Source organism: Nonomuraea cavernae, from assembly GCF_040655715.1.
Classification (GTDB): domain Bacteria; phylum Actinomycetota; class Actinomycetes; order Streptosporangiales; family Streptosporangiaceae; genus Nonomuraea; species Nonomuraea cavernae_A.
In genome coordinates, this window is the sequence record NZ_JBFAKL010000022.1 from 80,537 (window position 1) to 106,489 (window position 25,953).

13 protein-coding genes and 1 tRNA gene are annotated in these 25,953 nt (G+C 71.7%); 7 read left to right on the forward strand and 7 right to left on the reverse strand.

Annotation, left to right across the window (positions count from 1 at the left end):
* The first annotated feature begins 5 nt into the window (after positions 1-5).
* Complete coding sequence (locus tag AB0I38_RS28440; RefSeq protein WP_358480718.1) at positions 6-3,002, forward strand: AfsR/SARP family transcriptional regulator; 2,997 nt, start codon at positions 6-8, stop codon at positions 3,000-3,002.
* 535 nt (positions 3,003-3,537) lie between these two features.
* Positions 3,538-4,785 carry an MFS transporter gene (locus tag AB0I38_RS28445; protein WP_358480746.1) on the forward strand — a complete coding sequence of 416 codons (1,248 nt, stop codon included), beginning with the start codon at positions 3,538-3,540 and terminating at the stop codon, positions 4,783-4,785.
* A 61-nt stretch (positions 4,786-4,846) separates the two neighbouring features.
* On the opposite strand, the gene AB0I38_RS28450 is transcribed toward AB0I38_RS28445, so the two are convergent.
* On the reverse strand, positions 4,847-6,628 hold the full coding sequence (locus AB0I38_RS28450) for an asparagine synthase-related protein (RefSeq protein WP_358480768.1): 1,782 nt from the start codon (positions 6,626-6,628) through the stop codon (positions 4,847-4,849).
* 164 nt (positions 6,629-6,792) lie between these two features.
* Between AB0I38_RS28450 and AB0I38_RS28455 the strand changes: the two genes are divergently transcribed.
* The 5 genes from AB0I38_RS28455 to AB0I38_RS28475 all read left to right on the forward strand — a co-directional run bounded on the left by AB0I38_RS28455 (position 6,793) and on the right by AB0I38_RS28475 (position 11,087).
* Complete coding sequence (locus AB0I38_RS28455; protein ID WP_358480781.1) at positions 6,793-8,217, forward strand: vWA domain-containing protein; 1,425 nt, start codon at positions 6,793-6,795, stop codon at positions 8,215-8,217.
* 91 nt (positions 8,218-8,308) lie between these two features.
* Positions 8,309-8,381, forward strand: a tRNA-Ala gene (locus tag AB0I38_RS28460).
* 282 nt (positions 8,382-8,663) lie between these two features.
* A complete protein-coding gene (locus AB0I38_RS28465) occupies positions 8,664-9,785 on the forward strand; it encodes an ATP-binding protein (protein WP_358481721.1) in 1,122 nt (373 codons plus the stop codon).
* The gene (locus tag AB0I38_RS28470) at positions 9,782-10,396 is read left to right on the forward strand and encodes a response regulator transcription factor (protein ID WP_358480797.1); all 615 of its coding nucleotides are present in this window, start codon (positions 9,782-9,784) and stop codon (positions 10,394-10,396) included. The genes AB0I38_RS28465 and AB0I38_RS28470 overlap by 4 nt, the downstream gene beginning before the upstream one ends.
* 82 nt (positions 10,397-10,478) lie before the next feature.
* Entirely contained in the window at positions 10,479-11,087 is a 609-nt protein-coding gene (locus AB0I38_RS28475; protein ID WP_358480808.1) for a hypothetical protein, read from the forward strand.
* Positions 11,088-11,192: 105 nt separating this feature from the next.
* On the opposite strand, the gene AB0I38_RS28480 is transcribed toward AB0I38_RS28475, so the two are convergent.
* The 6 genes from AB0I38_RS28480 to AB0I38_RS28505 form a co-directional block, all read right to left on the reverse strand.
* Entirely contained in the window at positions 11,193-13,178 is a 1,986-nt protein-coding gene (locus AB0I38_RS28480) for a translation factor GTPase family protein (RefSeq protein ID WP_358480821.1), read from the reverse strand.
* A 131-nt stretch (positions 13,179-13,309) separates the two neighbouring features.
* Positions 13,310-13,837 (reverse strand): hypothetical protein, encoded by a 528-nt coding sequence (locus AB0I38_RS28485; RefSeq protein ID WP_358480830.1) that lies wholly within the window; start codon positions 13,835-13,837, stop codon positions 13,310-13,312.
* Positions 13,830-14,354: a hypothetical protein gene (locus AB0I38_RS28490; protein ID WP_358480844.1), complete on the reverse strand. Its 525-nt coding sequence runs from the start codon at positions 14,352-14,354 to the stop codon at positions 13,830-13,832. Before AB0I38_RS28490 ends, AB0I38_RS28485 begins: the two co-directional genes overlap by 8 nt.
* A 99-nt stretch (positions 14,355-14,453) precedes the next feature.
* A complete protein-coding gene (locus AB0I38_RS28495; RefSeq protein ID WP_358480854.1) occupies positions 14,454-25,127 on the reverse strand; it encodes a hypothetical protein in 10,674 nt (3,557 codons plus the stop codon).
* A gap of 68 nt (positions 25,128-25,195) precedes the next feature.
* Positions 25,196-25,531, reverse strand: a complete 336-nt coding sequence (locus AB0I38_RS28500) for a hypothetical protein (RefSeq protein WP_358480863.1) — start codon at positions 25,529-25,531, stop codon at positions 25,196-25,198.
* 10 nt (positions 25,532-25,541) lie between these two features.
* Entirely contained in the window at positions 25,542-25,913 is a 372-nt protein-coding gene (locus AB0I38_RS28505) for a YbaB/EbfC family nucleoid-associated protein (protein ID WP_358480895.1), read from the reverse strand.
* Positions 25,914-25,953 lie beyond the last annotated feature (40 nt).

Here is a 25,953-nt window from a genome sequence, read left to right on the forward strand (position 1 = left end):
GTCAAATGACGCTTGAGGCGCCGCACGGGGGCGGCCTGACCTTCACCGTTCTAGGGCCTGTCCGCGTATGCGGCGGTGGCGCGGTGAGCGCCCTCGGCCGGTCCCAACGGCGCGGTCTGCTCGGTTTCCTGCTGCTCAACGCGGGCCGGGTCGTCACCATGGACGCAGTGATCGACGCGCTATGGGGTGGCGCGCCCCCGCCCTCGGCCCGTGCCCAGATCTACTCGGGGATCCACGTCATCCGCCGCGAGCTGCGCGCCCTCGGCATCGACGAGGTGGTCTCGTCCCGTGGCGGCTACACGTTACAGGCCGACGCCGCGAACCTGGATCTCGCCCTGTTCGAAGAGTGCGCCCGGCAGGCCGGGGCCGGGCAGCGGCCCGAGCAGGTGGTCCGGTCGCTGCGCCGGGGTCTCGCGCTCTGGAGCGGCCCCGCGCTGAGCGACGCGTCCGGAGCCTACGTCGAGGCGGTCCGGGCCCATCTGGAGGAGACCCGGCTCGGCTGCGTGGAGAGGCTGATCGAGGCCGAGCTCGCGCTCGGACGGCACGACCACGCGATCGGCGAGCTGCGGCGGCTGGTGGCGGAGCACCCGCTGCGGGAGCGGCTGCACGCGCAGCTCATGCTCGCGCTCTACCGAGGTGGCCGCCGGACCGAGGCCCTCGACCTCTCCCGCGACCTGCGCCACAGGCTGGTCGAGGAACACGGGCTGGACCCGGGCCAGGCGGTGCTCGAACTGGAGCAGTCCATCCTGCGCGCCGATCCGGCCCTCGCCCCGCCGCCGATCGGGTTCCTGTCCGGGGCCGAGACCGACGGGCCCGCGCGGGCGTGCGGTGGCGCGCCCGCCCAGCTCCCGGCGGACACCTCCGACTTCACCGGGCGGGATCGGGAACTGGCTCAGGTCCTGCCCGCCCTGGCCGGCGAGCAGGGGAACGCGCCGCAGATCCGCGCGGTCACCGGCCCGCCAGGGGTCGGCAAGACCGTGTTCGCCGTGCACGCCGCGCACCGGATCCGCGAGAGCTACCCCGATGGCCAGCTCTTCGTGGATCTCCGGGGGGCCGACAGCAGGCCGGCCGACCCGGCCGAGGCGCTGGCCGGCTTCCTGCGCGCGCTGGGCGTCGACGGGAGGGAGATCCCGGAGGGCCGCGACGAGCGGTCCGCGCTCTACCGGACGATGCTCGCGGACCGGCGGGTGCTCGTGGTGCTCGACAACGCGACCGACGAGAGTCAGGTACGGCCGCTGCTGCCCGGCGCGGGCGCCTGCGCCGTCCTCGTGACCAGCCGCAGACGGCTGGCCGGTCTCGGCGCGCAGACCACCGTCGAACTGCTCCCCTTCGACGGGGAGGAGTCGGTCGAGCTGCTGGGCCGGATCGCCGGGAGCGAGCGCGTCGCGGCCGAGGACCGGGAGGCCCGCGAGGTGGCGCGGCTCTGCGGCGGGCTGCCGCTCGCGCTGCGCATCGCCGGGTCGCGGCTCGCCGCGCGGCCCCACCGCCGCATCGGGGAGCTGGCCAGGCGGCTCGCCGACGAGCAGCGCCGCCTGGACGAGCTGTCCTACTCGGGGCTCGCCGTGCGGGCCGGTCTCGATCTGAGCTACCAGGCGCTCGGCGAGGCGGAGCGCCGCCTGCTGCGGCGGCTGGCCTTCCTCGACGTCCCCGAGGCGGGGTCGTGGCTGGCCATCGCGGTCAGCGGCGAGCGCCCGGCCGACACGGAGGAGATGCTGGAGCGCCTGACGGACATCCACCTGCTGCGGGTGACCGGCGTCGACGGCACGGGGCAGATCAGGTACGGGATGCACGACCTGGTCCGCACCTACTGCCGGGAACGGATGGCGGAGGAGGAGACCGCGGACATGGCGGTGTCCGTGATCTCGTCGGCCGCCCGGCACCTGCTCCGGCTCGCCGCCGAGGCCCGGGGCGCCAACCGGGGCCACGACTACTACGCCCGGCTCGCCGAGGAGCTGGCCGTCCCCATGGAGGAGGAGGTCGTACGGCACGCGGCGGAGCACGCCGTGGACTGGCTGGAGGCCGAGGCCGCCACCGTCTTCGGTGTCCTGCGGCAGACGTCGGCCCACGGGCTCTTCGACGAGTGCTGGCGGATCGCCCTGATGGGCGGCTGGCTGTACGACATCCGGTGCTGCGCGGGTGAGTACCGGGAGATGCTGTCGATCGCGGGCCGGGCGGCGGAGGAGTCCGGAGACCGCCGGGCCCAGGCCATCGTGCCGGCGCTCTCCGCGGAACTGGACGTGCTCACCGGAGCCCTGGAGGAGGCCGCGCTGACGCTGAAGCTGTCCGAGCAGATCTTCGTCGAGATCGGGGACGAGCACGGGCTGGCGGAGGTCTGGCGGATGCTCGCCCACCTGGAGCGCACGCGCGGCGAGCATGCCGTCGCCCTGCGCCGCTACGAGCGGATACGCGAGACCTTCAGACTCCTGGACGACCACTCGGGAGAGGCCCACACACTGCGCTGCATCGGGCAGATCCACCTCGTCGAGGGCCGCGTGGCCGAGGCGCTGCGGTACCTGGAGGAGGCCGTTCGCGTCGCGGAGAAGAGCCGCGGCGACTGGAAGCGGCTCAACACCCTGTTCTGGCTGGGCGAGGTCTACCTGAGGGTGGGACGCGCGGGGGAGGCCCGGGACGCGTTCCTCACGGTTGCGGAGGCGGCCAACCGGGTGGGCGACTTCACGGGAGGCGCGTTCGCCCGGCTCGGCCTGGCCCAGGTGGCCATCGAGGCGGACGACCATCGGCAGGCCCGGACCCAGCTCGCGCTGGCGCTCGACCACGCCGAACGCTCCGAACTGGCCCTGGTGCTCTGCAAGATCGGCCTGGCGGTCGGCGGCGCCCTGCTGCGCCTGGGGGATCTCGCGCAGGCCGGGGAGACGATCGAGCGCCTGCTGCCGCGGCTCGACAGCCTCGCCTCCCCACTGATGCGGGCCGAGGCCATGGACCTGCTCGCGCGGGTCCGCGAAGGCCGGGGAGACGCGGCCGGCCCGACCCCCGGCGCGGAGTGACGGAAGGCGTGTAGCCGGCGTATAGCTCGCGCATCAACCCGGCCTGGCAGAAAGGGAGGTGACGGCCCGCGTCTCTCCGTCCGGCGGGCGGTCCAACGGGGAAGTGGGGCAGAGCTCTGCGCGGCTTCGACTGGCAGTGATCGGCCGGACGACAACGACGGGGACTCAAGAAGAAGGGGGTTCTGAGATGCGCGAATTCGAATGGCACTGATCGGCCGTACGACAACGACGGGGACTCAAGGAGAGGGAGGTTCTGAGATGCGCGACCTCATCTGGACCTGAGCGGCCGAAGGACAACGACGGGCACTGAAGGGGAGGTGGGTTCCGAGATGCGCGACATCATCTGGAACTGAGTGGACCAGGCCGGGCCGGTTGGACGGGGACCGTGCGCCGGTTCCCGGTCTCCGGACGGCCTTGACTCACCCTGCGGCCGGCGGCGCTTTCAGTACGCCGCCGGCCGCCCTGTGCGACGACAAGCGGCTGAGGCGAACGGCTGAGGCGAACGGCTGAGACGAACGGCTGAGAGGAGGCGGCGATGAAGAGCGGTGGAACGGGGGCCTTCCGGCGGGCGTTCGCCGTCCCTGAGTTCCGGGCGCTCTGGGGCGCGATGGCCGCCGTGCGCGCGGGGACCCAGCTGGGCCGGGTGGCGCTGGCGGTGCTCGCCTACGAGCGCACCGGGTCCGCCGCGGTGACCGCGCTCGTGTACGCCCTCACCCTGGTGCCGGCGCTGATCGGCGGGCCGCTGCTGGGCGGGCTGGCGGACCGATACCCCCGCCGGCGGCTGATCGTCGTCTGCGGGCTGGCCCGAGCCGCGCTGATCGCGCTGGTGGCCGTGCCGGGAATCCCGCTGCCGGTGCTGTGCGTCCTGGTCTTCGCCTCGCAGCTGCTCGAATCGCCGGCCGTGGCCGCCCAGATGGCGCTGACGCCCGACATCCTGCCCAAGGACGTCTACCAGTCGGGCATCGCGGTCCAGCACCTCACCTCACAGATCGTCAGCCTGGCCGGTTTCGCGGCGGGGGGCGTGCTGGTGGCGGCGGTGGGCACGACCGGGTCGCTGACGCTCAACGCGGCGGCCTTCATGCTGGCCGCGCTGATCGTGCTGCGCGGCGTCCGGCCGCGTCCCGCCGCACGGGCCGCGGGGGACGGCCCGGGGCGGCTCGGCGGGCCGCTGGCGGGGCTGCGCCTGCTCGTCTCCGACCACCGGCTGCGCGGCCTGCTGGCGCTCGCCATGCTCGCCGGGTTCCAGGTGGTGCCGGAGGCGCTGGCCGCCCCCTACGCCGCCGGGGTCGGCCAGGGCACCGTGATGGTGGGCCTGCTCATGGCCGCGATGCCGGTGGGCAACGTGCTGGGCGTGTTCCTCTTCACCCGGTTCTGCCCCACCGAGACGCGGCTGCGGCTGCTCGGACCGCTGGCGTGCGCCGCGAGCGTGCCGCTGCTGGTCTCGGCGCTGGTCCCGGGTCCGGTCGCGGCGCTGCTCCTGTGGGCGCTCGTGGGGGCGCTCGGCGCCTACCAGGTGACGGCGAACGCGGAGTTCGTCCGGATCGTCCCCACTGAGCAGCGCGGCCAGGTGCTGGGGATCGCCTCCTCCGCCCTGGTCGCCGCCCAAGGGGTGGGCATGATCGTGGGCGGGCTGCTGGCCACGAAGGTGGGTGTGGCGGGCGCGCTGGGCGTCGCGGGGGCGGCGGGACTGGCCGCCGGCGTGCCGGCCGCGCTCGCTTGGCGCCGGGCCCGCGCCCGCGCCGAGGAGGTCCCCTCCGCGACGGCCGCGCCGAGGGGTGGATGAGGAGCCGAGGAGGTCGCCCCGGACGGCCGCGCCGGCGTGGGATGAGCGCGGCGGGCGCGGGTCAGGCTCCTGGCCGGGAGACGCTGATCGCCTCCAGGCCTTCGGGCTGCTTGCCGGGGTAGAGGCCGGTGAGCAGCGCGCTGACCGTGTAGAGGTGCCAGGCCAGGGCGGGCTTCTTGACCACGGGATCGGCGAACAGGGCGCGCACCTCGTCCGGGTTGACGATCGGGGTCAGCGCGTCGAGGCCGCCGAGCACCTGCTCGCGCAGCACGTCCGTCAGTGCCGGGCCCGGGCTGGTGCGCCAGCTCCACCCGCCGCCGGTCCTGGGCGTCGGCATATGCGCGGGCGGCACGTGCGTCCGCTCGAACCACCGCGACCGGCGTGCCTCCATTCCCTCCGCGAACCGCCACGGCTTGCCCTCGATCGGGACGTCCCGCAGCTCGGGGGCAAAGCGCAAAATAAGCGAATAAATCACCTCTTCGGAGAGTCGCCAGCCCTGATCCAGGCTCAACGCCGCCCGCACCACCCGGTTGTCCAGGAACGGCCGGACCGGGTCGCCCCGGCGCAGCGAGCCCGCCCTGGCGCTGGCCTGCCAGCGGCCCACCTTGTACCAGATGTAGATGTGGTCCAGCGCTTCCAGCCGGTTCGGCCGGGCCTGCCACGGCTTGGCCAGCTCCCGCGCGTGCTCGTTCGCCTCGGCGGTGAACAGCTTCTCGTCCTTGTAGAACGTGTTATTGATCCGCCGGAGCAGTGCCTTGTCGCCAAGGTCCGTCTGGAGCAGATTAAGGCTGCCCGCCCGGAGGGTCTCACCGCTCTGCCCGGACATGGTCGGCTTGCCGGAGTAGGGGAGGTAGCTCACGATCGACTCGTACGCCGAGGTCATCCCCTCACACGTGCGCAGCGTCTCCCAGGCCCGGCTCAGCGGGTGCTCCACGATCACCGCGTCCTTCGCCGCGGTCTGCGGCGGCGCGATGACCGTGTGCTCCACCTTGAGCCTGGCCGCGATCTGCCGGGCGAGGATCACGTCGGGATGCGTGTCGAGCCCGTTCGTCGTCACCCGGAACGGCACCCGCGCCGCGTGCAGCAACGCCGCCAGGATGCGGGTGTCGCGCCCGCCGGTCAGCGCCAGGTTCACCGGCTCGCCGGCCTCGCGCAGCGGCGCGACCGTCGCCAGCAACGCGTCGGCCAGCTCGTCGACGGCCGCCCGCTTGCGCCGCGCCGACGTGGGCGCGGGCGCCGCCTCCGGCAGCGGAGTCTCGGTGATCGTACGGCTCCCGCCCCGGATGTCGATCCGCGAGCTGGGGCGCAGGGCCGACACCCCCTGGTACGGGGTCTCGTCCGACAGGAAGAAGCCCTGCCTGATCATCGTCTGCAGGGCTCGTACGTCGTGGTCGATCCGGTCCACCTGCTGGGCGGCCAGGTGCACGAGCAGGGCGCGACTGCCCACGACGTGCAACTCGGGCGTCTCGGCGTAGAAGACCGGGCAGACCCGGTTGATCGCGGTGCTCGCGGTCAGCTCGCCGTCACGCGCGATCCAGGCGGAGAAGCAGCCGCCCACCGTGTCGCCGGGCAGCTTCGCGGCGTCGGCCGGATCGGCCAGGTGACCGTTCAGCCCGAGGACCCGGCCGGCCTCCTCGGAGATCAGCGGAGGCCGCCGCGAGTCGTCGGGCTCGTTGGACCACCCGAACAGGGACACGCCCCTGCCGTGCCACTCCCGGCCGCGGATCACCTCGGCGGGCACGGGGAAAGCGGTTTCGACGGAGGCTCGAACCCGGTCGAGGACACGGGCCGGGATGTCCTGCCGCCTTGCGGCCAAGCCCAAATAGACGCGCACGGCACCCATGCCTACCGGATATGCCCGCTTTGCCACAACCGATCACGCGGCGGTCGCGGTTTGCGCTCGCTTACGTCACCGGCCCGGCCACCCGTTCACCAGGGCCGTCATACGGCATGGAGGTGTTTGCAGTGAAATTTCGTCCTTTAGCGATAGGCGTCGGACTTGTTGGCGTGCTCCTGCTCGCCGCGTGCGGTGGTGGCCCCGGAGGCTCCGGCGACTCCGGGGAGCGCGCCCCCAGCAGCGAGCACCGGCAACCGGTCCCGACCGCCAAGCCCTCGCCCCGCAAGAGCGAGAAGGCCCCGGCCGAGACCCAGATCTCCACCTTCGCCCTCGATGTGGACACCGCCTCGTACGCCTACACGCGCCGCACGCTCCAGGAAGGGCGCTGGCCCGAACCCGGGCAGATCCGGCCGGAGGAGTTCGTCAACTCCTTCAGGCAGGACTACGTGGAGCCCCCCGACGACGGCTTCACCGTCCACCTCGACGGCGCGCGGATGACCCGCGACGAGGCGGTCCTGCGCGTGGGGCTGCAGACCCGCGGCTCCGCCGCGGCCTCCCGGCGCCCCGCCAACCTCACGTTCGTGGTCGACGTGTCGGGCTCGATGGCCGAGACCGGCCGGCTCGACCTGGTCAAGCAGGCCCTGCACACGCTGCTCGACCAGCTCGCCCCCGGTGACCAGGTATCGATCGTGTCCTTCAGCGACGAGGCCCGGCTGCTCGCCTCCATGACTCCGCTCGCCGCCCGCGCCGACCTGCACCGCGCGGTGGACGAACTCACCGTCCAGGGCGGCACGGACCTCGAGTCCGGCCTGGTCGCCGGCTACCAGGAGGCGGCCAAGGCCTTCCGCCCCGCAGCCACGAACCGGGTCATCCTGCTCTCCGACGGTCTGGCCAACCAGGGCAGCACCGCATGGCAGACCATCCTCGACCGGGTCAAGGAACACGCCGGCCGGCAGATCGCCCTCCTCACCGTCGGCGTCGGCCGTGAGTACGGCGACGAGCTGATGGAGCAACTGGCCGACAACGGCGACGGCGCCGCCGTCTACGTCAGCAGCCAGGAGGAGGCCGACAAGGTCTTCGTCAAGCAACTTCCCGCCACCATCGAGCTGCGGGCCCGCGACGCCAAGGCGCAGGTGGTGTTCAACCCGTCGGTGGTCGAGAGTTTCCAGCTCATCGGCTACGAGAACCGCGCGCTGAAGGCCGAGGAGTTCAGAGACGACAGCCGCGACGGCGGCGAGATCGGCCCCGGCCACTCGGTCACCGCCCTCTACTCCGTGCGCCTCAAGCCGGGCGCGACGGGCCAGCTCGCCCAGACCACCGTGCGCTGGCAGGATCCCGACACCAGGAGGCCCGCCGAGGCGAGCAAGTCGCTCGACGCGGGCGCTCTCGCTGAGTCTGTCTGGTCGGATGCCCCCCTCCGGCTCCAGGTGAACGTGGTCGCCGCCGCCTTCGCCGTCTACCTGCGCGACCGCGAGGCCTTCGGCCTCGACCTCCCCACGCTCGGCGAGCACGCCCGCCGTCTCGCCGGCACCGCCGAGGACCCGATGGTGACCGAGCTCGCCGGCCTCATCGACCGGGCCGGCGACGCCGGTTGACCCTTGCCCATGACGTCGGCTCCCCTTTGCCGTGCGCGGTTTGGGGGTGCTTGACCGTCTGCGGAGTCCGATACACTGGTGCACGCAGCAAGGGGCTATGGCGCAGTTGGTAGCGCGCCTCCATGGCATGGAGGAGGTCTGGGGTTCGAATCCCCATAGCTCCACCCAATGATCAACGTTCGAACCTTGCCCCGCGTGATCGCGGGGCAAGGTTCTTTCGTTGTGCTGGCTGTTCGTGACGCTGAGGATCGTGGCGATCGCGTTCAACGCCACCCTCAAACGCGAAACGCTTCAGGGCGCGCACCGCTGGCCCGACCCCCAGACCGTCCGCCTGGCGGGAAAGCCCCGACGCCCCTCTCTATTCGACAGGATGTCGGTCGGGTCAACGAAAGACGCAATAAGTGGATAATCCAAGATCGGTGAATCGACCAGGTCCTCGCTTGATCGTGCTTGGCGTCTTGATGGCCTGCTTTGCGTGGGCGCTGATCATCCCGATGTCCTTGACGACGCCTCCGAGCATGTTGCTCGCTGCGGTATTCGTGACCGGGCTGGCCATATTCGGTGCCGCCATGATGCTGGTGTTGTGGGTCGCGGTAAGCCCGAGTCTTGCCCTCGGAGCCGCATGGTGGAGGACCGCACTCCTCTTGACCGTCTCATTGGCGCTGTGGGCACCAACGTACGGGTGGGCGGAGCGTGGAGAGCAACCCTGGGCATGGTTAGCGGGCTTCGCGATCGCCGCCTGTGCGCTGATCACGTGGCAGACGGGAATCGTGGCGGCGGTGGTCTTGGGAACTGCGGCTTCGATCGGTGGCATCGTGTTCGATACCGCAATCGCCGCAAGTGTCCTGACAGCGCTCGGCTGCGCCCTGGTGGTAATGGCGATGTGCCAAGCATTCGTGTGGCTGCTGCGGCTGCTGTGGGCGGCGCAGGCCGGGCGGGCGGCGCAGGCGGAACTCGCGGTCGCCGAGGAGCGCCTGCGCGTCAGCCGCGACCTCCACGACGTGCTCGGGCATCGCCTCGGCATCATCGCCCTCAAAGCAGAACTGGCCGCGGACCTCACCCGCCGTGACCCCGCCCAGGCAGCCAAGGAAAGCGAGGGGATCCGCAAGCTCGCGAACGATACGCTCGTCGAAGTCCGGCGGGCGATCCACGGCGAGACGACCGCTGACCTCGCAACCCAGCTCCAGGCCGCCGACCTCGTGCTCCGTTCGGCCGGAATCGAGGCGAGCATCGATGCCGACCGGGAAGTTCTTCCACGGATACCCCAGGCGCTGTCACGTCTCCTGGCGGCGGTGGTCCGAGAGGCGGTCACGAATGTGCTGCGACACAGTGACGCACGGCATGTGTCGATCACCATTGCGGACACCGAACCGTTCATCAGCCTGATCGTGGTGAATGACGGAGTCCGCGAGGCCGCGCGGAGTGAGGTGTCCGGCGGCACCGGTCTGGCGACGCTTTCGGCCCGCTGCACCGCCATGGGCGCCCATCTGATCGTCGATCGCCAGGCCGATAAGAACCGTTTTGAGGTGAAAGTGGAATGCCGACACGATTCGGGGTGGTCCCGATGAGCTCGCCGATCCGGGTCCTCCTGGCCGAGGACGACGAGTTGATTCGAGAGGCGCTCGCCGGGCTCTTGGAGCGCGAGCCGGACATCAAGGTCGTGAGCGTCGTCAGTGACGGCCGGCAGGCGGTCGAACAGGCGGTGACGCACCGACCAGATGTCGCAGTCGTCGACCTACAGATGCCGAAACTCGACGGTTTAGGCGTCATCGTGGAACTCGGCCGCGTGCTACCCGAGTGCGCCGGGGTGATACTCACCGGCCACGGTCATCCCTACGTGCTGCGCCAGGCACTGTCGTCCGGAGCGCGGGGATTCCTCGCCAAGGGCGCCCCCGGCACCGCGCTGGCCGACGTCGTGCGTCGTGTACACGAAGGACAGCGCTACGTCGATCCCGTACTCGCCGCAGATGCGCTCACCATGCCGCCGACACCGCTGACGCCACGCGAGACCGAAGTGCTTCTGACCGCGAAAGCAGACCGGCCAGTCCGGGAGGTCGCACGGGAACTCTTCCTCTCGCCAGGAACCGTACGCAACTACCTCGCCATCGTCACCCACAAACTCGGAGCGGACACCCGCTCAGAGGCCTACCGGATCGCACACGAGAACGGGTGGGTCTGACGTCAAGCTCTTCAGGGTGCACGAACTTTTCGTGACAGATGCACGGGTCCACCCAGCGGGGACCGAGCAGAGACTGCCGAGTATGAACAACACCACGAATCTCGACACCCACGCACACCATCATCCGTCTGGCCGCGCCGCGGCTGTCGGACATCACCTCCTCGCACGCTGGCCGTCCGTCCTCGGTCTGCTGGCGCTGATCGCCAATATCTCAAACGGAGCGGATTCCCATGTGACCGCAATGATCATCATGCTGGCGGCGATGTGCTACCTCGCCGCCGCTGCTGTCGGATCGCGTCGAAGCGTCTGGGTGATGGTGGTCGTCGCGAGCGTCGCGGTCGTCCTTGCCCGCCTCACGGGACTCGATCCGACCGTGACGCTGCTCGTCATGGGCGCAGGCTTCGCGGTCTTCGGGTTCCTTCGCGGCACCGGGGTCGATCGCCGGGAAGTCGGAGTGCAAGTGCTGGGATTCGTAGGCTTCAGCGCCATCGCCCTGACGGCCATGATGTCCAGTCCGGCGTTGGCCGTATACCTGGCGGCCGCTGCCGCAATCGGACACGCGATCTGGGACGTGATCCACTTCGTCCGCGATAAGGTCGTCAGCCGCTCGCTCACTGAAGCGTGCTTCGTACTCGACGTCGGCTTGGGAGTCGCGCTCCTGCTGATGGCCTCGACCGCGCTGCCGGTGTGAAGACTCCCGCTGGGCGACGATGGCGCCGCCATCCCGTTCTTGCGCTACCTGCCCGAGCGGTGGACGAGTCCGCCCTTCGCCGGGCCTCGGGGCCTGCCCGGCAGGCTAGACGGAGCGCATGACGTGCAGCAGATACTCCTTGCGGTCGAGCGGGTTGTGGTCGGTGCGCGGCCGGGACGGGGGAGTGCCGGTCACCTCCTGGTAGTGGTCGAAGGCGCAGTCCAGGACGCCTTCGCCGCCGGTCAGCGACGGCAGCCGCCGCTGCAGCGCGTGCACGTGGGCCGCCGGGAGGTCGCCCTCCAGCACGTACGAGGAGTCGCTCGCCACCGAGTCGCGGGGCACGGCGCGCAGGCCCGCCAGGACGGGCATGACCACCCCTACCGCCTCGGCCGGGACATCGAGGTGGAAGCGGTGCATGGGCTCGTACACCCGGGTGCCCGCCCGCCTGAGCGCGCTCATCAGGATCAGCGGCGTCAGGTGGCGGAAGTCTCCGGCGGTGCTCGACATGCCGGCGTCGAACACCCCGCCCGAGTGGCTCTGCCGCGCCCAGTAGCCCGACCGGGTCAGCGTGACCACGCAGTCGGTGACCTGCCAGCCGCGCAGGCCCTGGCGCAGCGTCTCGCGCACGGTCTCCTCGATCGCCCTGAGGAACGCCGACGGCAGCGAGCCGAGCTCGACCTCCAGCACGAAGCGCACGCCCGACCCGACGGGGGCCGGGTCGACGCGGAGCCCGACGGTCGCCAGGAACGGGTTGGGCTCCTTGGCGATCACCTCGACGGCCTCGCCGGTGCCGGCCGGGCGTTCGACGCAGATGGTCGTCGTCTCGCGGAAGGTGACGTCGACGCCGAACTCCTCCGCCAGCGTCGCCTGGATGACCTCCTTCTGCACCTCGCCGTACAGGGAGACGGAGAGCTCCTGCCGGACGTCGTCCTGCCGTAGGTCGATCAGCGGGTCCTGCTCGGCGAGCCGGGCGAGCGCGGCGTGCAGCGCGCCCCTGGCGGCCGGGTCGAGGGGCACGACGACGGTCTCCAGCGTCGGCGGGGCGAAGTGGTGGTCATCGGACGTGGCGCGGGGCTCGCCGATCCGGTCACCGATGCGGATGTCGTCGAGCCCCCAGATCCTGCCGATCCGTCCCGCCGACACCGACGCGCTCCGGACGTCCGAGTCGTGGTCGAAGACGCTGATCGCGGTGACCTTCCCCGCGCCGTGGTGACCGAACGGCAGCCGGTCCCGCAGGCGTACCGTGCCCGAGAAGAGCCGGACGTAGGCGATCTTCTCGCCGGACGGGCCGCGTTCGACCTTGAAGACGGTGCCCGAGACCGGTCCGGCGGCGTCGCCCCCGCCGGCGGGCAGCAGCTCGCGGACGCCGGCGATCAGCGCGTGCACGCCCGCGCCCGTGATCGCCGAGCCGAAGAACACCGGGTGCACCAGCGCCCGCCCGGTCTGCGCCGCGAGCTCGCGGCGCAGCCGCTCATGGGTGAGTGCCTTCTCGTCGTCGAGGTAGGCGGCCAGCAGCGTGTCGTCGTGGCCGGTGAGCAGCTCGGCCAGCGCGGTGACGAGGCCGGGGTCGTCCGGAGCATGCGGCGTGAAGGCGGCGCGAGCGGTGCCCAGGGCGAGGGCCGAACCCATCGCGACGATCGACGGGGACAGCTTCTCGGACATGCTTCGCAGCAGGTCGGCGTCACGCGCGCCGCGACGGTCGATCTTGTTCACGAAGACGAGCGTCGGGATGCGCAGCCGTCGCAGCGTGCGCATCAGCACGCGGGTCTGCGGCTGCACCCCTTCCACCGCCGACACGACCAGCACCGCGCCGTCGAGCACGTTGAGCACGCGTTCGACCTCGGCGATGAAGTCAGGATGACCAGGGGTGTCGATCAGGTTGACCGCGACGTCGCCGACGACGAACGACACCACGGCGGACTTGATCGTGATGCCCCGCCGTCGTTCCAGCGCCAGGGAGTCGGTCTGGGTGCTGCCGTCGTCGACGCTGCCGATCTCGTCGATGACACCGGCGGCGTGCAGCAGCCGCTCGGTCAGGCTCGTCTTACCGGCGTCTACATGCGCCAGAATTCCCAAGTTGAGCGTTCGCACGAAGCGTCATGTCCTTTGTGAGGCTGATGATCCTTTCCTGGGTGGACATGAACGTTCCTCGCATGTTTCGCTCCTTGGTCGGCGGCTGTCACCTCGTAGTGCAGCAGGTGGCCGTCCGGCCGGGCAACCGGTTATCCGGGCCGCAGACGGTCGAGGCTCTCCTGGTAGAAGTCGATGTCGTCACGCAGCCGCCGCCGGGTGAAGCGTTCGGGCTCCTGCGCGCGGGCCTGCGTGCCGAGGGGGGTCCAGAACGCGCTCGGCGCCGGCTCCTCCTCACCCTCGGGGATGAACTTGGCCGCCTCCAACGCGGCGTCCCTGGCCAGCTCCCAGCCGTCGGCGGCGTCGGGAGAGGACAGGATGTCGTCCTCCACGGCCATCCGGGCGTAGGCGGCGGAGACCAGGACCCACTGGCCCGCGTCGACCAGGGTCGAGGTGCCGGGGCCGAAGTGGAGGCCGTCGCGCCTGGCCTCGTACTCCGTCTGGTAGGGGACGCGGAGCTCGATGTGGTGGCCGGCGTGGTCGAAGACCAGCGTCCAGGCGTCGTCGCCCTCCGTGAGGGTGGTCCAGCGGCTGTAGTCGGGGTCGCGGCCCGGCGCTCCGTCTGCGACCGTGAGCCCGATGTGCACGTACGCCTCGGCGATCGTCCTGGCCTCAGGCATGGGCGGCCGCCAGCTCGCGGTAGGTGTCGCGGACGATGAGGAGGCGGTCGAGGGAGAACCTGCCCGGCTCGGCGTCGCGCACGTTGCGGCCCTGGGCCGACCAGAAGGCGTGGTCGGGCACCCTGTCCTGGCCCGCCGGGATGAACTTGACCACCTCCTCGACCGCCGCCGTGGCGATCGTCAGCGCCTGACGCGCGGCGGGCTCGTCGTCGGTGGGGACGTTGCCCGCCGTCAGGTCGGCCACCCAGAGCCATTCGCCGGCGTCGAGCAGCTGGGACGGCTCGGCGCCGCCGAAGGAGGGGAACTCGCCGGTCATCGTCTCGCGCTCGGGCAGGCCGAAGAGGAACTCCCGCTCGCTGCCGCAGTCGTCGCAGACGCCCGAGTAGCGCGAGGTCAGCTCGCCGCCGGCGGTCACCAGCGCGGTGTCCCAGGTCGTCTCGACCGAACCGCAGGCGCACGGGTGGAGGTCGAGGTAGAGGTGCGCCTCGTCCCTCGTTCGCGCAACGGCGAATGGCATCGCTTGTTCCTTTCCTGTCGCAGGTCCCGGTCCCGGTCCCGGTCGCGGCCGCGGCCGCGGCCGCGGGTCGCGGGTCCCGGTCGTGGGTTCCGCCGACCATCATGCCTGGACGGGCTCACGGGGCGCGGTGGGCACCAGCGGGCCCGTGGGGATGACGAGCGGTTTGCGAGGGCCGGTACGGAACTCTTCCGGAGGCCACCAGCCGGTGCTGTTGGTGATCTCGCGCATGCGCCGCCAGAACGCGTGCCGGGACTCGCCCTCGATGCTGTGGTCCAGCAGTTCGGTGAGCTCGGCGGCGAGCTCGGCCGGCAGGGCGGCCCGGTTGGCGTCGCGATCAGGAGAGCGTCTGCCGAAGCCCAGGGCGTCGGCCATCTCGACCAGCGTGGCGAAGCGGCCCGGCCGTTGCTGGGCCCTCGCGGTCCGCACCTGGTGGACGAGCTCCTGGAACTCGGCGGCCAGATGGACCTTGTCCATGGTGAGCGTGCCGCCCGGAGCGCTCGGCACCGGCACCGCACCGCCCTGCGGCACCCCCGACGCGGTGGCGACCGTGATCGCGAAGGTCACGGCGGTGGCGCGTTCGATCACCGGCACCCCCCAGGCGCGGTCCACGGTCAGCACGTGCGTCCCCTGGTCGGTGGTGAGCTCGATCGGGTTGCCGGTCGAGGTCCGGCCGATCACCACCTCCACCGGCATCGGCGTGCCGCCGGGCAGGGTGATGTCGACGAGCGCGGAGCCGTACGTGCTGGTGGTGGCGCCGAGGAGGGCGGCGGCGCGGGACACGGCGGCGATGGCGGCCGTGACGGCGGGATCGGCGGGCCGGCCGGAGAACTCGTTGACGGCGACCAGGTGCGCCGCCAGCAGCAGGCCCGCGCGGCCGGCGGCCACCTGCCTGGCCGCGGCGCCCTCGGTGCCCGGCGTCAGCCCCGCGTCCCTCAGTTCGGCGCGGAGCGCGTCCTCGACGACGGCGCGTTCGAGGGGCGAGGCGGCGGCGTGGGCCTCGATGAGCGCTCTGACGCGGACGAGCACCGAGGCGTCGTCGAGACCGAGGGTGGGGACGGCGCCGAGCGGGCCCGGCACCAGGGCCCGCCCGGCCGTCATGCCCGACTGCGCGGCGACGGCCTCCGCGATCAGCTCGGCGAGCCGGAGCCGGACGGCGCCCCCGTCGGAGGGGGAGACCGCGACGGAGAGCGCGCCCGGGCTCGACGCCCGCACCTCGGCGGTTCCGGCGGGCAGAGCCTCCTCGGTCACCAGGAGTGTGAGCGGCGGCCCGGTGGGCGAGGTCACGACGAAATGACTCGGCTGCCCGGCCGGGGTGGTGGCGGTCCTTGGCGGGCCGGTGGGTGTGATCGCCGCCACTCCGGACAGGTCCGCGAGCGTACCGAGGCCGGCAGAGGTCGTCGGCAGCGCGCCGATGGCGCCGTTGTGGAAGTCCGGCGTCACGGGCCCGCGCCTCGTCCACGGGAACGCCGGCGGCGTGTGACCCAGGTCGCGCAGCCGGGCGTCCAGGGCCTGCAACTCGTGCCGCCACTTGCGCGTCTCGTCGATCCGCTCGGGGGTGGGATCCGAGGCGGAGGCGTCCCGGGCGCTCACCCACCGGCGCGACAGGTGGCGGAACTCGTCGAAGTGGGCCGAGACGCACTCGTCGCGGCCCGAGCGCGAACCCGCCCACGAGATCAGGCGGCGTATCACGCCCTGCCCCGACCGGGCCGCGACGGCGGCCATGGCCTGCCCGCCGTGCGAGATCTCGTGCAGGATCGCGCGGGCGAGCTGGTCGTTCGCCACCCGTGCGGACACCACCACGTGGCCCGTCTCCGGGTTCGTCATGGCCACCCGGCCGGCCGGCACCTCGCCGAACCCGACGTCGAAGCGCAGCGTCCCGGATGCTTGGGTCTGCACCGTCAGCGTCGAGCCGGACCAGGAGTAGCCGAGCACCTTGCCGCCGAAGTCGGAGATCCGCAGGTCGCGTGCCATCGCCTCCTTGAGCTCGTCGAGTGTGGCGTCCGGCAGGTGCGGCGCCCTGCCGTCGGCGATGAACGCAGAGTCCGCGACCTCCGGCGCGCTCACGCCCGCGCCCGTCGAGCCCACGGAGCGGCCACCACTCGCGGCGCCGCCGCCCTCGGCCTGCCGCGACGGCCAGACGGTGGGCGGCACGCCGGTCACGTCCACGCCCCGAGCGGTCAGCTCCGTGCGGACCCGCTCGGCGAACGTCGCCTGCGTCCGCGGGTTGTCGAACAAGTCGCGCAGGTCGAGTCCTCCCCGGTCGGCGAGTTCGACGAGCGGGGGCGACAGGGTGGCGAACGCCGCCGCGAAGGCGTGGTTGGCGCCCTCACCGCGCAGCGACCCTTCGGGTGAGGCGTGGTAGGTGTGCGTGCCGCCATCCGGCCCGGTGACGTCGATGCTGACGTCCGTGCCCGTCCGGGCGGCCTGGACTCGGGCGTCCATCAGCGAGCCCCACGGCCTGGCCGGGTCCGCCTGTACCGTGCTCGGCGGGTTCGCCGGAGAGCGCTGAGCGCGCTTCCCCTTCGGCGCGGACTCCGGCACCAGCTGCCATTCGGGCCCGAGCGGCGCTCCGGACTCGAGGGCGGTCACCAGCGCCTCGTAGTCGCTCTCGGACATGATGGCGACCACCTCGCCCGTGGCGCCGCGCGGCAGGTGGATCGGCTTGCCCTCCCGCTTCGGCCCTTCGGGGGTGAGCGTCTGCCTGGTGAAGGTCAGGTCGAAGTCGGTGGTGAGCTGGACGATGACCGCGCTGTCCTTTTCGAAGCGGCTCATCTCCCTACGGTTGCCGCCCGCGCTCGTGGCGCTGGCCGAGGACTGCTCGCCGGCGGAGACGCCGAGGCTGAGGCCGGTGGAGCCGTCGTCGATGCCGGTGCTGCCCGCGATCGGGAACGCCATCCCGCCGGCGGCCGACGACCCGGTGACCCGCTGGAAACGCCAGACCTGCCCGATCTCCACGTCGTTCAGCCCGCGGGCCAGGACCTGCAGGTTGGACTGCGCCGCCTTGATCCACACGTCGACCACGCGGTCGCGCAGCCCGGTGATCGGCAGCCGGAGCGGGTGTCCCCGCTCGCCGGTCATCCGCTCGAACAGGGCGGTGGCCGCCATCTCCGACAGCTGGTGGCGCAGCTCCGTCTCGAGTACCTGGACCGCGTCGCCGAACAGCTTCCGGTTCTTGAGCGCGCCGAGGATCGACTGGTACAGGTTCGCCTTGACCGAGTTGGCCACGAAGCTGTGCACCGGCGGCACCTGGCGGGGGTCGAAGGTCCTGGCGGGCTCCGCGCTCTGCGACCCGGCCGGCCTGGTCAGCCCGACCGGGATCAGCCGGTCCATGTGGCCGGTGAGCTCCACCGGCGGGAGAGTGACCGAGGGCAGTGACCGAGTGCCCGGGCCGGCCGTGCGCGCGCGCTGAGGAGTCCGCTCCACCTCGATGACGAACTTCACCTGCTGCCGGACCCTGTCCATGCCGTTGAACATGGCCACGCGCTGGAGGCGGGTCTCCTGCTCGGCGACCGAGCCGGTGCTGGAGCGGCTGCGGTCGGTGTTGCCGCCGGCGTTGTTGCCATGGCCGTCGTCGGAGAAGTTGCCGCCGGCGTTCACGGAGTTGGACGCCGAACGGGTCTCCGATCTGCCGTGCTCCTCGTAGGTGTAGTCCTGGATGATCATGCCGACTTCGTTCGTGGTCCCGAGCAGAACCGCCGGCTCGTCGGTGAACTCGGCCCGTACCTTCACCACGACCTCGTCCCGCTGGCCGGACTGGTCGAAGGGGGTGAGGTAGCGCAGCCGCAGCCCGTCCTCGCTGAAGATGTTGTCGATCGGTCCCCACCAGCGCTTGCCCGCGAAGATCTTGCGCAGGCTGTCCGGCACCACCCGGTCGTTGAGGACCTCCGGGGCGGCCTGCCCGACGGCGTCGAGGACGGCGTCGAGCAGCTCGACGTCGGTGCCGCCCTGGTTCAGCCGGGTGTCCTCGATGAGGGTGTGTCCCATCGACCGCATGAAGAACGAGGGCAGCTCCACCTCTCGCGGGATCTTGATCAGCTCGGCCGCCCGGGCCAGGAAGTCGTCCACCTTGGTCAGGGTGGAGCCGCCGTCCACGAGCGGCCTCAGCGCGTTGATCAGGGCCGCCGGGGTGTGCTCGTCCGCCAGCGGGACGGGAGCCGTGGCCTGCTCCAGGTCGGACAGGTAGCGCTTGACGAGCGGCACCGCGTCGTTGCGGTCGAGCTTCATGGTGCCGTGGAGGAACCGCTCGACCGCGTCCGCCACCTGGTGCACCGGCAGGTCGAGCTTCCCCTCGGCGTACAGGCGCAGGGCGTGGCGCTCCGGCACCGTGTAGAGCATGGTGCCGTCCGCGGTCCTGGTCACCTGCGTGGCATCGCCCTCGCTGCCGGTGACGTCGAACTCGACCGGCGCCAGGAAGACGTACTTCTTGCCCACCTCGATGGCCAGCCGTTCCCTGCCCCAGATCGACAGGTCGTACTGCGAGCGCGACTGCCCGCCGTAGTGGGCGCCGCCGACCTTGCCGCCTCCGGAGTGCCCGTCGACGTGCTGCCCGCCCAGGCCGAGCGATCCGTCCACCTTCCCTCCGGAGGACCGGCCGGCCGTGACGCCCATGCTGGACAGCGTGAGGTTGATGTCGCCGCCCACGTCGTGGGTGCTGCCGACGAACGTCGACTGCCCCTGCCTGGCCTGCACGCCGATCGACGCCGTGACGGGCTGGGCACCCTGTGGCCTGACCACCAGGTCCGTCCCGTAGAAGGTGCGGAACACCTCAGGGTGGCCGAGGAGGCTGCGGACGTTGAGGAACTCGGCGACATGGTGGAATCCCGGCGAGTCGGGACGCGTCGCCCGGGGGATCAGGGCCTGGGCCACGTCCTGCAGGTTTCCGGTGTCCATGTGCTGGACCGTCGCGTAGCGCATCACCTCGTCCGCGGTCGGCCCCGGCGCGGAAGGCGGAGGAGCGGGCAGCGCGGTGGTGTCGTCCTCGGGCAGCAGGTCGCTGGAGATCAGTATCCGGGCGCTTCCGTCGATCGCCGCCAGCACCTCTCGGTCACCGTTGCCGTGGAGCAGCTCGACCTTGGCGGTGTGCGGGATGTCGAAGATCGCCGCGGGAGCGGTGCTCTCGGTGAGCGTCACCCCGTTGATGGTGAGTCCGGTCGTGTAGGAGAGGCTGCGTGAGCCGTCCCGGCCGCCACCCACGCCGGCGTTCGGACTGACTCCGCCGTCTCCCTTGGGAATCGTGTGGCTGCCGCCGTACCCGACGCCGCCCGCCACGTTCTCCCCGCGGCTGTGCGACCACACGTTGGTGTCGGAGCCGATGTCCAGGTTGACCACGGCCTGCGCGTCGGTGGTGCCCACGAACGTGGTCACCGGCTTGCCGTGCTCGTCGGTGAAGTGTTGTTCGAGCGTGACGCGGAGCGTGGCGTGATGCGGCGCGCGGCCCGAGTGCCGGATCACCAGGTCGATCATGATGCCGTCCTGCGTCGCCTGGTCGTAGCCGGTCTGCAGGCGGTGCTTGACCAGTTGCTCGGCGACCTCCCGCTCGTTGACCATCTGGCTCAGCCGCTCCAGCGGGTCCGAGGAGTAGACCGGATTCCCGTCGGCGTCGAGCGGGGCCAGCACACCCATGGTGCGCAGTGCCTTCTCGGTGTCCTTCCTGAGCTGGTCGGCCTCGTGGATGCCCTGCACGAGGGCGGGGCCGGCGCCGCGCAGCTTGCCGGGTTCGTTGCCGTAGAAGTACGGCAGCTCGCCCTTGCGGCCCGGCGGGGGGTTGGGGTCGGGGTCGTCGCGGAGCACGGGCGTGCCGTCAGGGGCGACGGAGCTGACGGCCTTCGGGTCGACGGGCAGGCCGTAACGGTAGGCGTCCGGCTCGGGGAACCTGAACAGGCCCTTGCCCTCTCCCTTGATCGGGGGGAGCAGGGTGTTGTCGCCGATCAGCCGCGCCGTGACCTCGTAGTCGAACTCCAGCTCCACGCCCTGGGTGTGGCCGGTGTAGCGCTGCACGCTCGGGTGGTAGGTGACGCCGTTGACGCTCAGCCCGGTGGAGGCGGAGACGCCGGAGGAGACCTGGCCGTTCGGCCCGGACGCCACGACGTACTCACCGTCTCCGCGGACGGCGTCGAGCTCCGGCACCACGTCGCCGACACCGACGGACAGCGAGCCGCCGACGGATCGGCCGGACGACTGGTTGCCGGTGGCGCTGGTGACGCCGACGCGCAGTCGCTCCTGCCAGTGGGAGCGGCTGGCCGCGCCGACGGGCTTCGCGGTCGCCAGCCTGGGTATGGCCCGGATCTGCAGCTGGACGAACGGGCGGCCGTCGACGTGGATGATCCGCTGGACCCCTCGTGGGTCGTTCACCGCTTGGCTCATGCGGCTGTAGAAGTCGTCGGTGAAGGCGGTGTAGAGCTGCCGGCGGGCCACACTGCCCGGCGGGAAATGCTGCTCGCCCAGTGCCCGCACCGTGTCGTCGGCCAGCTTGAGCACCCCGGTCAGGCCGAGGACGACATGCTCGGGGAACAGCTTCGCGCGCTGGTCCTCGGGCAGCCGCAAAGGGTTGGACGGCGCGTTCTCCATGTACGCGTGCGACACGTAGACCCGCAGGCTGTCGGCGTCGTCGCGGGTGCCGTGGTCCACCGTCACCGTGGGCGACCAGCCCTTCTCGGGCGACGTACGGACCTTGACGCTCCACTTGGCCCTGGCGTCGAACTGCACCGACTCGCCGCGGTTGTCCTCGACGCCGCCGTCCAGCGCGAAGTCACTGGCGTTGCCGGTCACCGAGCTGGAGAAGCCGGAGTTCAGGGACGCGCTCAGCTCGACGTGCTTGAGCACCTCCTTGACCGAGCTCTCGGGCAAGGCCGCGAACCACGTGCTCAGCTTGTCGCCCACGTTGACGCCGCGGCTGCGGTTGGCCGTGGCGCCGATGGTCTGCCCGCCCTGCGGGAGGACGCCGTTCATGATTTCGGAGGCGACCTTGGTCGAGTCGAGCACCTCGACGAGGTCCGTGACCGAGAGCTGGATCAGCACCTCGCCCGGGTTGCGGCGGCCCACGCTGATCAGCGCGCCGTCGCCGGAGATGACCCGGCTGAACTCGGAGCGCAGCCTGCGGTCCAGCGTGTCCGCGGTGAAGACGTGGTCGATGCCGCGCTCTTCCATCAGGTCGTTGAGGGTCTGGGTGAGCCGGTTGAGATGTGGTAGCCGCTCGGCCGGGACGAAGCTGGGATGGGCCGCGAGCGGGGGCAGTGCCGCCGCCAGCGCGTCCTGGAAGTCGTTCAGCCAGGTCTTGGCCTGCTCCGCCAAGGTGGTGACCGTGTCGGGCCGGGCGCCCTGTTCGAGTTCGGTCGCCAGTCGCTCGTACGCCTCCCGCGCCTGCTGTGCGTACTCCAGCGCCTGCTGGTACGCCTCCGCGATGCGCAGGTGGCGCTCCTGCTTGGCGAGCGCCTTCTCGGCGTTGGCCATCTCCTTACGGGCCCGCTCGGACGCGCCGCGGTCCCTCTGGGCCTCGGCCTTGGCGGCGTTCTCCAACGCTGCCTCGGCCTCCTGCTCGGCGGCGGCCGCGGTCGCGATCTTGGCGCCCACCCGCACGTTCATGCCGGTCTCGGTGCTGGTCAGCGAGTCGATGGTACGGCGGACGTACGCGGTCAGGTCGGCGAGCGGCGTGTTCCCCGGTGGCGGCGCGACGGCGCTCCCGTTCAACCACGGCGGCACGGGCGGCGACTGGCCCCGGCTCCGCAGGTCGGCGAGGAGCTGGTCGATCTCGTGCGCCCAGCGCTGCTTCTCGTCCATCGACGAGGCCCCGCGCCACTTCCTCGACAGGAAGCGGAACTCGTTGAGCCGCGACGGGACGCACTCGTCGCGGCCCTCGACGGGACGCGTCCGCGACACCCAGCGCCGCACCATGCCCTGCTCCGAGCGCGTCACGGCGGCCGAGTGCGTCTGCCCGCCGTGTGAGATCTCGTGCACCACCGCCCGATACAGCGACTCGTTCGGCGTGCGCGGCGCGATTTTCATGACGATGGGGTCGGTGGCGGAGCCTGTGCGGATGTCCGACTCGGCCACGTTGCCGCCGCTGACGTCGCCGACCCTGATTCGGTAGTGCAGGGTCCCGTGCGTGCGGGTCCTGACCAGCATCGTGGAGGCGGAGGACGAGGTGTCCCAGGTCAGGCTCAGCACCTCGCCGCCGAAGTCCGACAGGTCGAGATCCGACGTGATCGCGGCCCGGATCTCGGCCACCGTCACCGGGCCGTGGTGCGCGGGGCGCCTGCGCCGGGGCTGGAACAACGAGTTTTTGATCTGCTGCGCCGCGACCGTTCTCGGATTGCCGGTGCCTGGGCCGGTCTGGGGCGAGGGGGCCGCCGGCTGGGGGTCGCTGAGAGCCGCCAGCCGGTCCGCGATCTCCGCGGCCGCGACGTCGTAGAAGCCCGCGCGCAGGGCGGCGTCGGCCCCGGGAGCCCTGGCGGACAGCCTGCTGGCCACCCGGTTCGCCTGCTCGGAGTCGCCGTTGTTCCAGGCGCGGCTGTGGTCGGCCGCCTCCGGCGCGGTGTCCGGAGCGGCGTCGGCGAGCCGGTTCAGGCCGTCCAGCGCGCCCTCGGACGCCGGTCGGCCGCCCGCGATCGCGATCTCGGCGCCCAGGGTGGCCGCCGCCTCCGCCAGCAGCCGTTCCGCGGTCGCGCCGTTCGCCGCCCGCGTCATCAGCCGCTCCTCGGTACGCCGCAGCGCCTCCGGGGAGAGACTGACCGCCCGTCCGTTGGCGCCGGTGACGACGATGCCGCCGTCCTGCAGCGGGACCCCGTGGGGGAACGCCAGGCGCTGCGCCTCCGAGACGGCCGCCTGGGCCATCAGGCCGGACAGCGTGTTGGCCGCCGTCGCCGCACCCGTGTTGGTAGCCGTCGCGGGGCTGGCGGCGGTGGTCGTGTTCCCGCTCGTGGTCGTGTTGCCGGCCGTGGGCTGGGCCGTGGGGTCGGGGGCCGGCGCGGTGGTGCCGGCCGCGCTCTGCGGCTGCGCGGCCGGATCGGGCGCCACCCCGGTGGCCGACTGTCCCTGCGCGGCCTGCGCGGCGGGGTCCGGCTGTGCGGTCGGGTCTGGCTGCGCGGCTGGTGCCGTTTGCGCGGGCTGTGCGGTCGGGTCTGGTTGTGCGGCTGGTGCCGGTTGGGTGGTTTGCGCGGGCTGGGCGGTCGGGTCCGGCTGCGCGGCCGGCGTCGGTTGGGTGGTCGGGTTGGCTTGGGTGTTCTGTGCCGGTTGGGCGGTCGGGTCTGGTTGTGCGGCCGGTGCCGGTTGGGTGTTCTGCGTCGGCTGGGTGTGCGAGGCAGCCGGGGGGCGCTGGGCGTTCGGGGGGGTCTGCTGCGTGGACGCCGGGTCCGGCTGGCCGGACGGCGTCGCCTGCGGGCCGGTCGGCGTCGCCTGCGGGCCGCCCTGGCGGGTCCCGGCGGCGGGCGCGTTCGGGGTGGTGGGGCTGGTTGGGGCGGGATTGGACGAGGTGGGGGAGCCGGCCGGGGTCACCGCCACCGGCGTCACACCCGCCGGCGAGGACGAGGAGGACGGAGAGGACGTGGGGCTACTGGCCGCCGGGGCGGGCCGGTTGGCCATGGCCTCGTCGACCGCCCTGGACACGTCGCTGCGGTTCGCGGTGTCGGTGGCCTGGGCGAGCGCCGCGCTCGGGTTGGCCAGGGCGAGGGCCACGTCGGGGTTGAACGGGCTGATCGTCCCCGTGCGGCCGACACCGCCCATGAACCCGCCGATGAACGCGTCCGCGCCGGGCATCGCCACCTGCCCGTACACCAGGCCGTTGGCCACGACGCTGCCGACAGGGGAGGCGATCGTGTTGTTCAGGCCGGTGTTCATCGCCCGGCCGGGGAAGCGGAGAAAGGCGTTGCGGAAGCCGGGCGAGTCACCGGCCAGCCGGTTCAGGCGTCCGATGCCGGGGATCGCATTGGCCAGCCTGGAGATCCGGTTGGCGAACTTCAGGCCGACGGCCGCGCCCGCGCCGGCACCGAGGGCCGCCGCCGCGGTCTTCCTCCAGTCCCATTCGGTACGGGTGCCCATCTGGAGCTGCTTGTACTGGGAGTAGGCGTCGATGAAGACCTCTTCGCCGATCTCCTCGATCAGTTCGTGGCCCAGCGGCGAGGCCATCAGCCGGGAGAGGCCGGCCAGGGCGGTCATCCGGCCCGCCGTGGTCGCGACGAACCCGCGTCCCGCGTTGATGGCGAGCACTTCCAGGATCCGGGCGACGGCCCTGCGCGCGGCGGCGGCGTACGGACCGACCAGCCAGGCGGAGGCGCCCGCGGAGAAGAACGCGCTGACCAGCGCGATGAACGCGGCGATGACGGCGATGTAGAACGCCACGTTGATCGAGATCTTCGAGTACTGCGTCTCCCGGGCGAAGGCGTTGAGCTGCTGGTGGTAGCCGTCGGACTCCTTCGCCAGCGCGCCGGCGCCCGACTTCTCGCCGAACAGATGGCTGACCCGCTTGAGGTAGGCGGGTGTCGCCGGCGAGTTCCAGCCGGCCAGGACCAGCTTGACGGAGCGCGCCGTCGGATCGAAGGCGGTGACCAGGGCGTTCGTCGTCCGCTCGTGCGGCTTGGCCATCGCCCACAGGCCGCTCTCGCTGGCCTGCGGCCAGGCCTGACCGGAGGCCAGCAGGGGGATCAGGATGTAGTTGACCCAGTCGGGGAGGGACTCGGTCTCCCAGGCGGGCCGGATGTCGGTGGACGAGGTCCCACCTTCTCCGGTGGACGGCAGGCCACCGGACGTGGTGGTGTTGACGCCCGTGTTCCCGCCGGCCATGCTCCCCCTGCCTTGCCCGTGGTGTCGTCACTCTCGGAGGTCACCCCTGCGGCGACCTCGGAGGCGGCTCAGATCTCGATGAGCATCCTCTTGATGCGGGCGGCCTCGGCCAGGTCCGTCGCGACCGAGTTGCCGATGGTCTCGCGCAGGGTCGGGCCGGCGTTGACGATCTCGTCGATGGTCCGCTTCCCGGACTCGACCATCTGCAGGGGTCCACCGGTCCGCATGAGTGCCCTCAGAAACGCCTGCCCCTCGGCTCCGCGCCCCCACGGAGCTGCGGCCACGTGGCCCTTGATCTCCGAGCTGGCCGCGTCCCATTCCTTCTTGAGGTCGGTGGCCATGTCGGCCCAGACGCTGATGCCGGTGGCCACGACCCGTTCGCTGAAAAGCACCCCGTCGATCATGGAGATCCCCTCATCCCTTTCCGGTCATCCGATCTGCCAGCTGCTGCATCGCGGTCTCGACGTCACCTTCTAGATGGGCCTCCATCTGCTCGGGCGGGATCAGCGGCGCGAAGATCTCCACGACGCGCTCACGTGCCTTGGCAGCGGCGCGGCCGATGGTCTCGGTGATCGAGTCAGCCAGCTGCCTGGAGTCGGGCCGGCGGTAGATGCGGGGGTCGAGGTCCAGCCGGATCAGATCACCGCGCGCGCCCACGGTGGCCGAGACCAGTGCGTCGGCCGACGTCTCCGTCACGCGGATGCCCCGAGCCTGCTTGTGCAGCTCGAGTGCCTCTTCCTGCATGCGCGAGAATGTCGCGCGCAACTCCTCCGCGTAGACCTGCATGCCTGCGGCCTCCGCTGACCCGAACTCCACTCTCACCCCG

Coding starts and splice junctions, on each gene's coding strand:
- AB0I38_RS28475 (WP_358480808.1), top strand. CDS start 10,479: ATGAACAACACCACGAATCTCGACACCCACGCACACCATCATCCGTCT.
- AB0I38_RS28485 (WP_358480830.1), bottom strand. CDS start 13,837: ATGCCTGAGGCCAGGACGATCGCCGAGGCGTACGTGCACATCGGGCTC.
- AB0I38_RS28470 (WP_358480797.1), top strand. CDS start 9,782: ATGAGCTCGCCGATCCGGGTCCTCCTGGCCGAGGACGACGAGTTGATT.
- AB0I38_RS28490 (WP_358480844.1), bottom strand. CDS start 14,354: ATGCCATTCGCCGTTGCGCGAACGAGGGACGAGGCGCACCTCTACCTC.
- AB0I38_RS28440 (WP_358480718.1), top strand. CDS start 6: ATGACGCTTGAGGCGCCGCACGGGGGCGGCCTGACCTTCACCGTTCTA.
- AB0I38_RS28500 (WP_358480863.1), bottom strand. CDS start 25,531: ATGATCGACGGGGTGCTTTTCAGCGAACGGGTCGTGGCCACCGGCATC.
- AB0I38_RS28495 (WP_358480854.1), bottom strand. CDS start 25,127: ATGGCCGGCGGGAACACGGGCGTCAACACCACCACGTCCGGTGGCCTG.
- AB0I38_RS28450 (WP_358480768.1), bottom strand. CDS start 6,628: ATGGGTGCCGTGCGCGTCTATTTGGGCTTGGCCGCAAGGCGGCAGGAC.
- AB0I38_RS28445 (WP_358480746.1), top strand. CDS start 3,538: ATGAAGAGCGGTGGAACGGGGGCCTTCCGGCGGGCGTTCGCCGTCCCT.
- AB0I38_RS28505 (WP_358480895.1), bottom strand. CDS start 25,913: ATGCAGGTCTACGCGGAGGAGTTGCGCGCGACATTCTCGCGCATGCAG.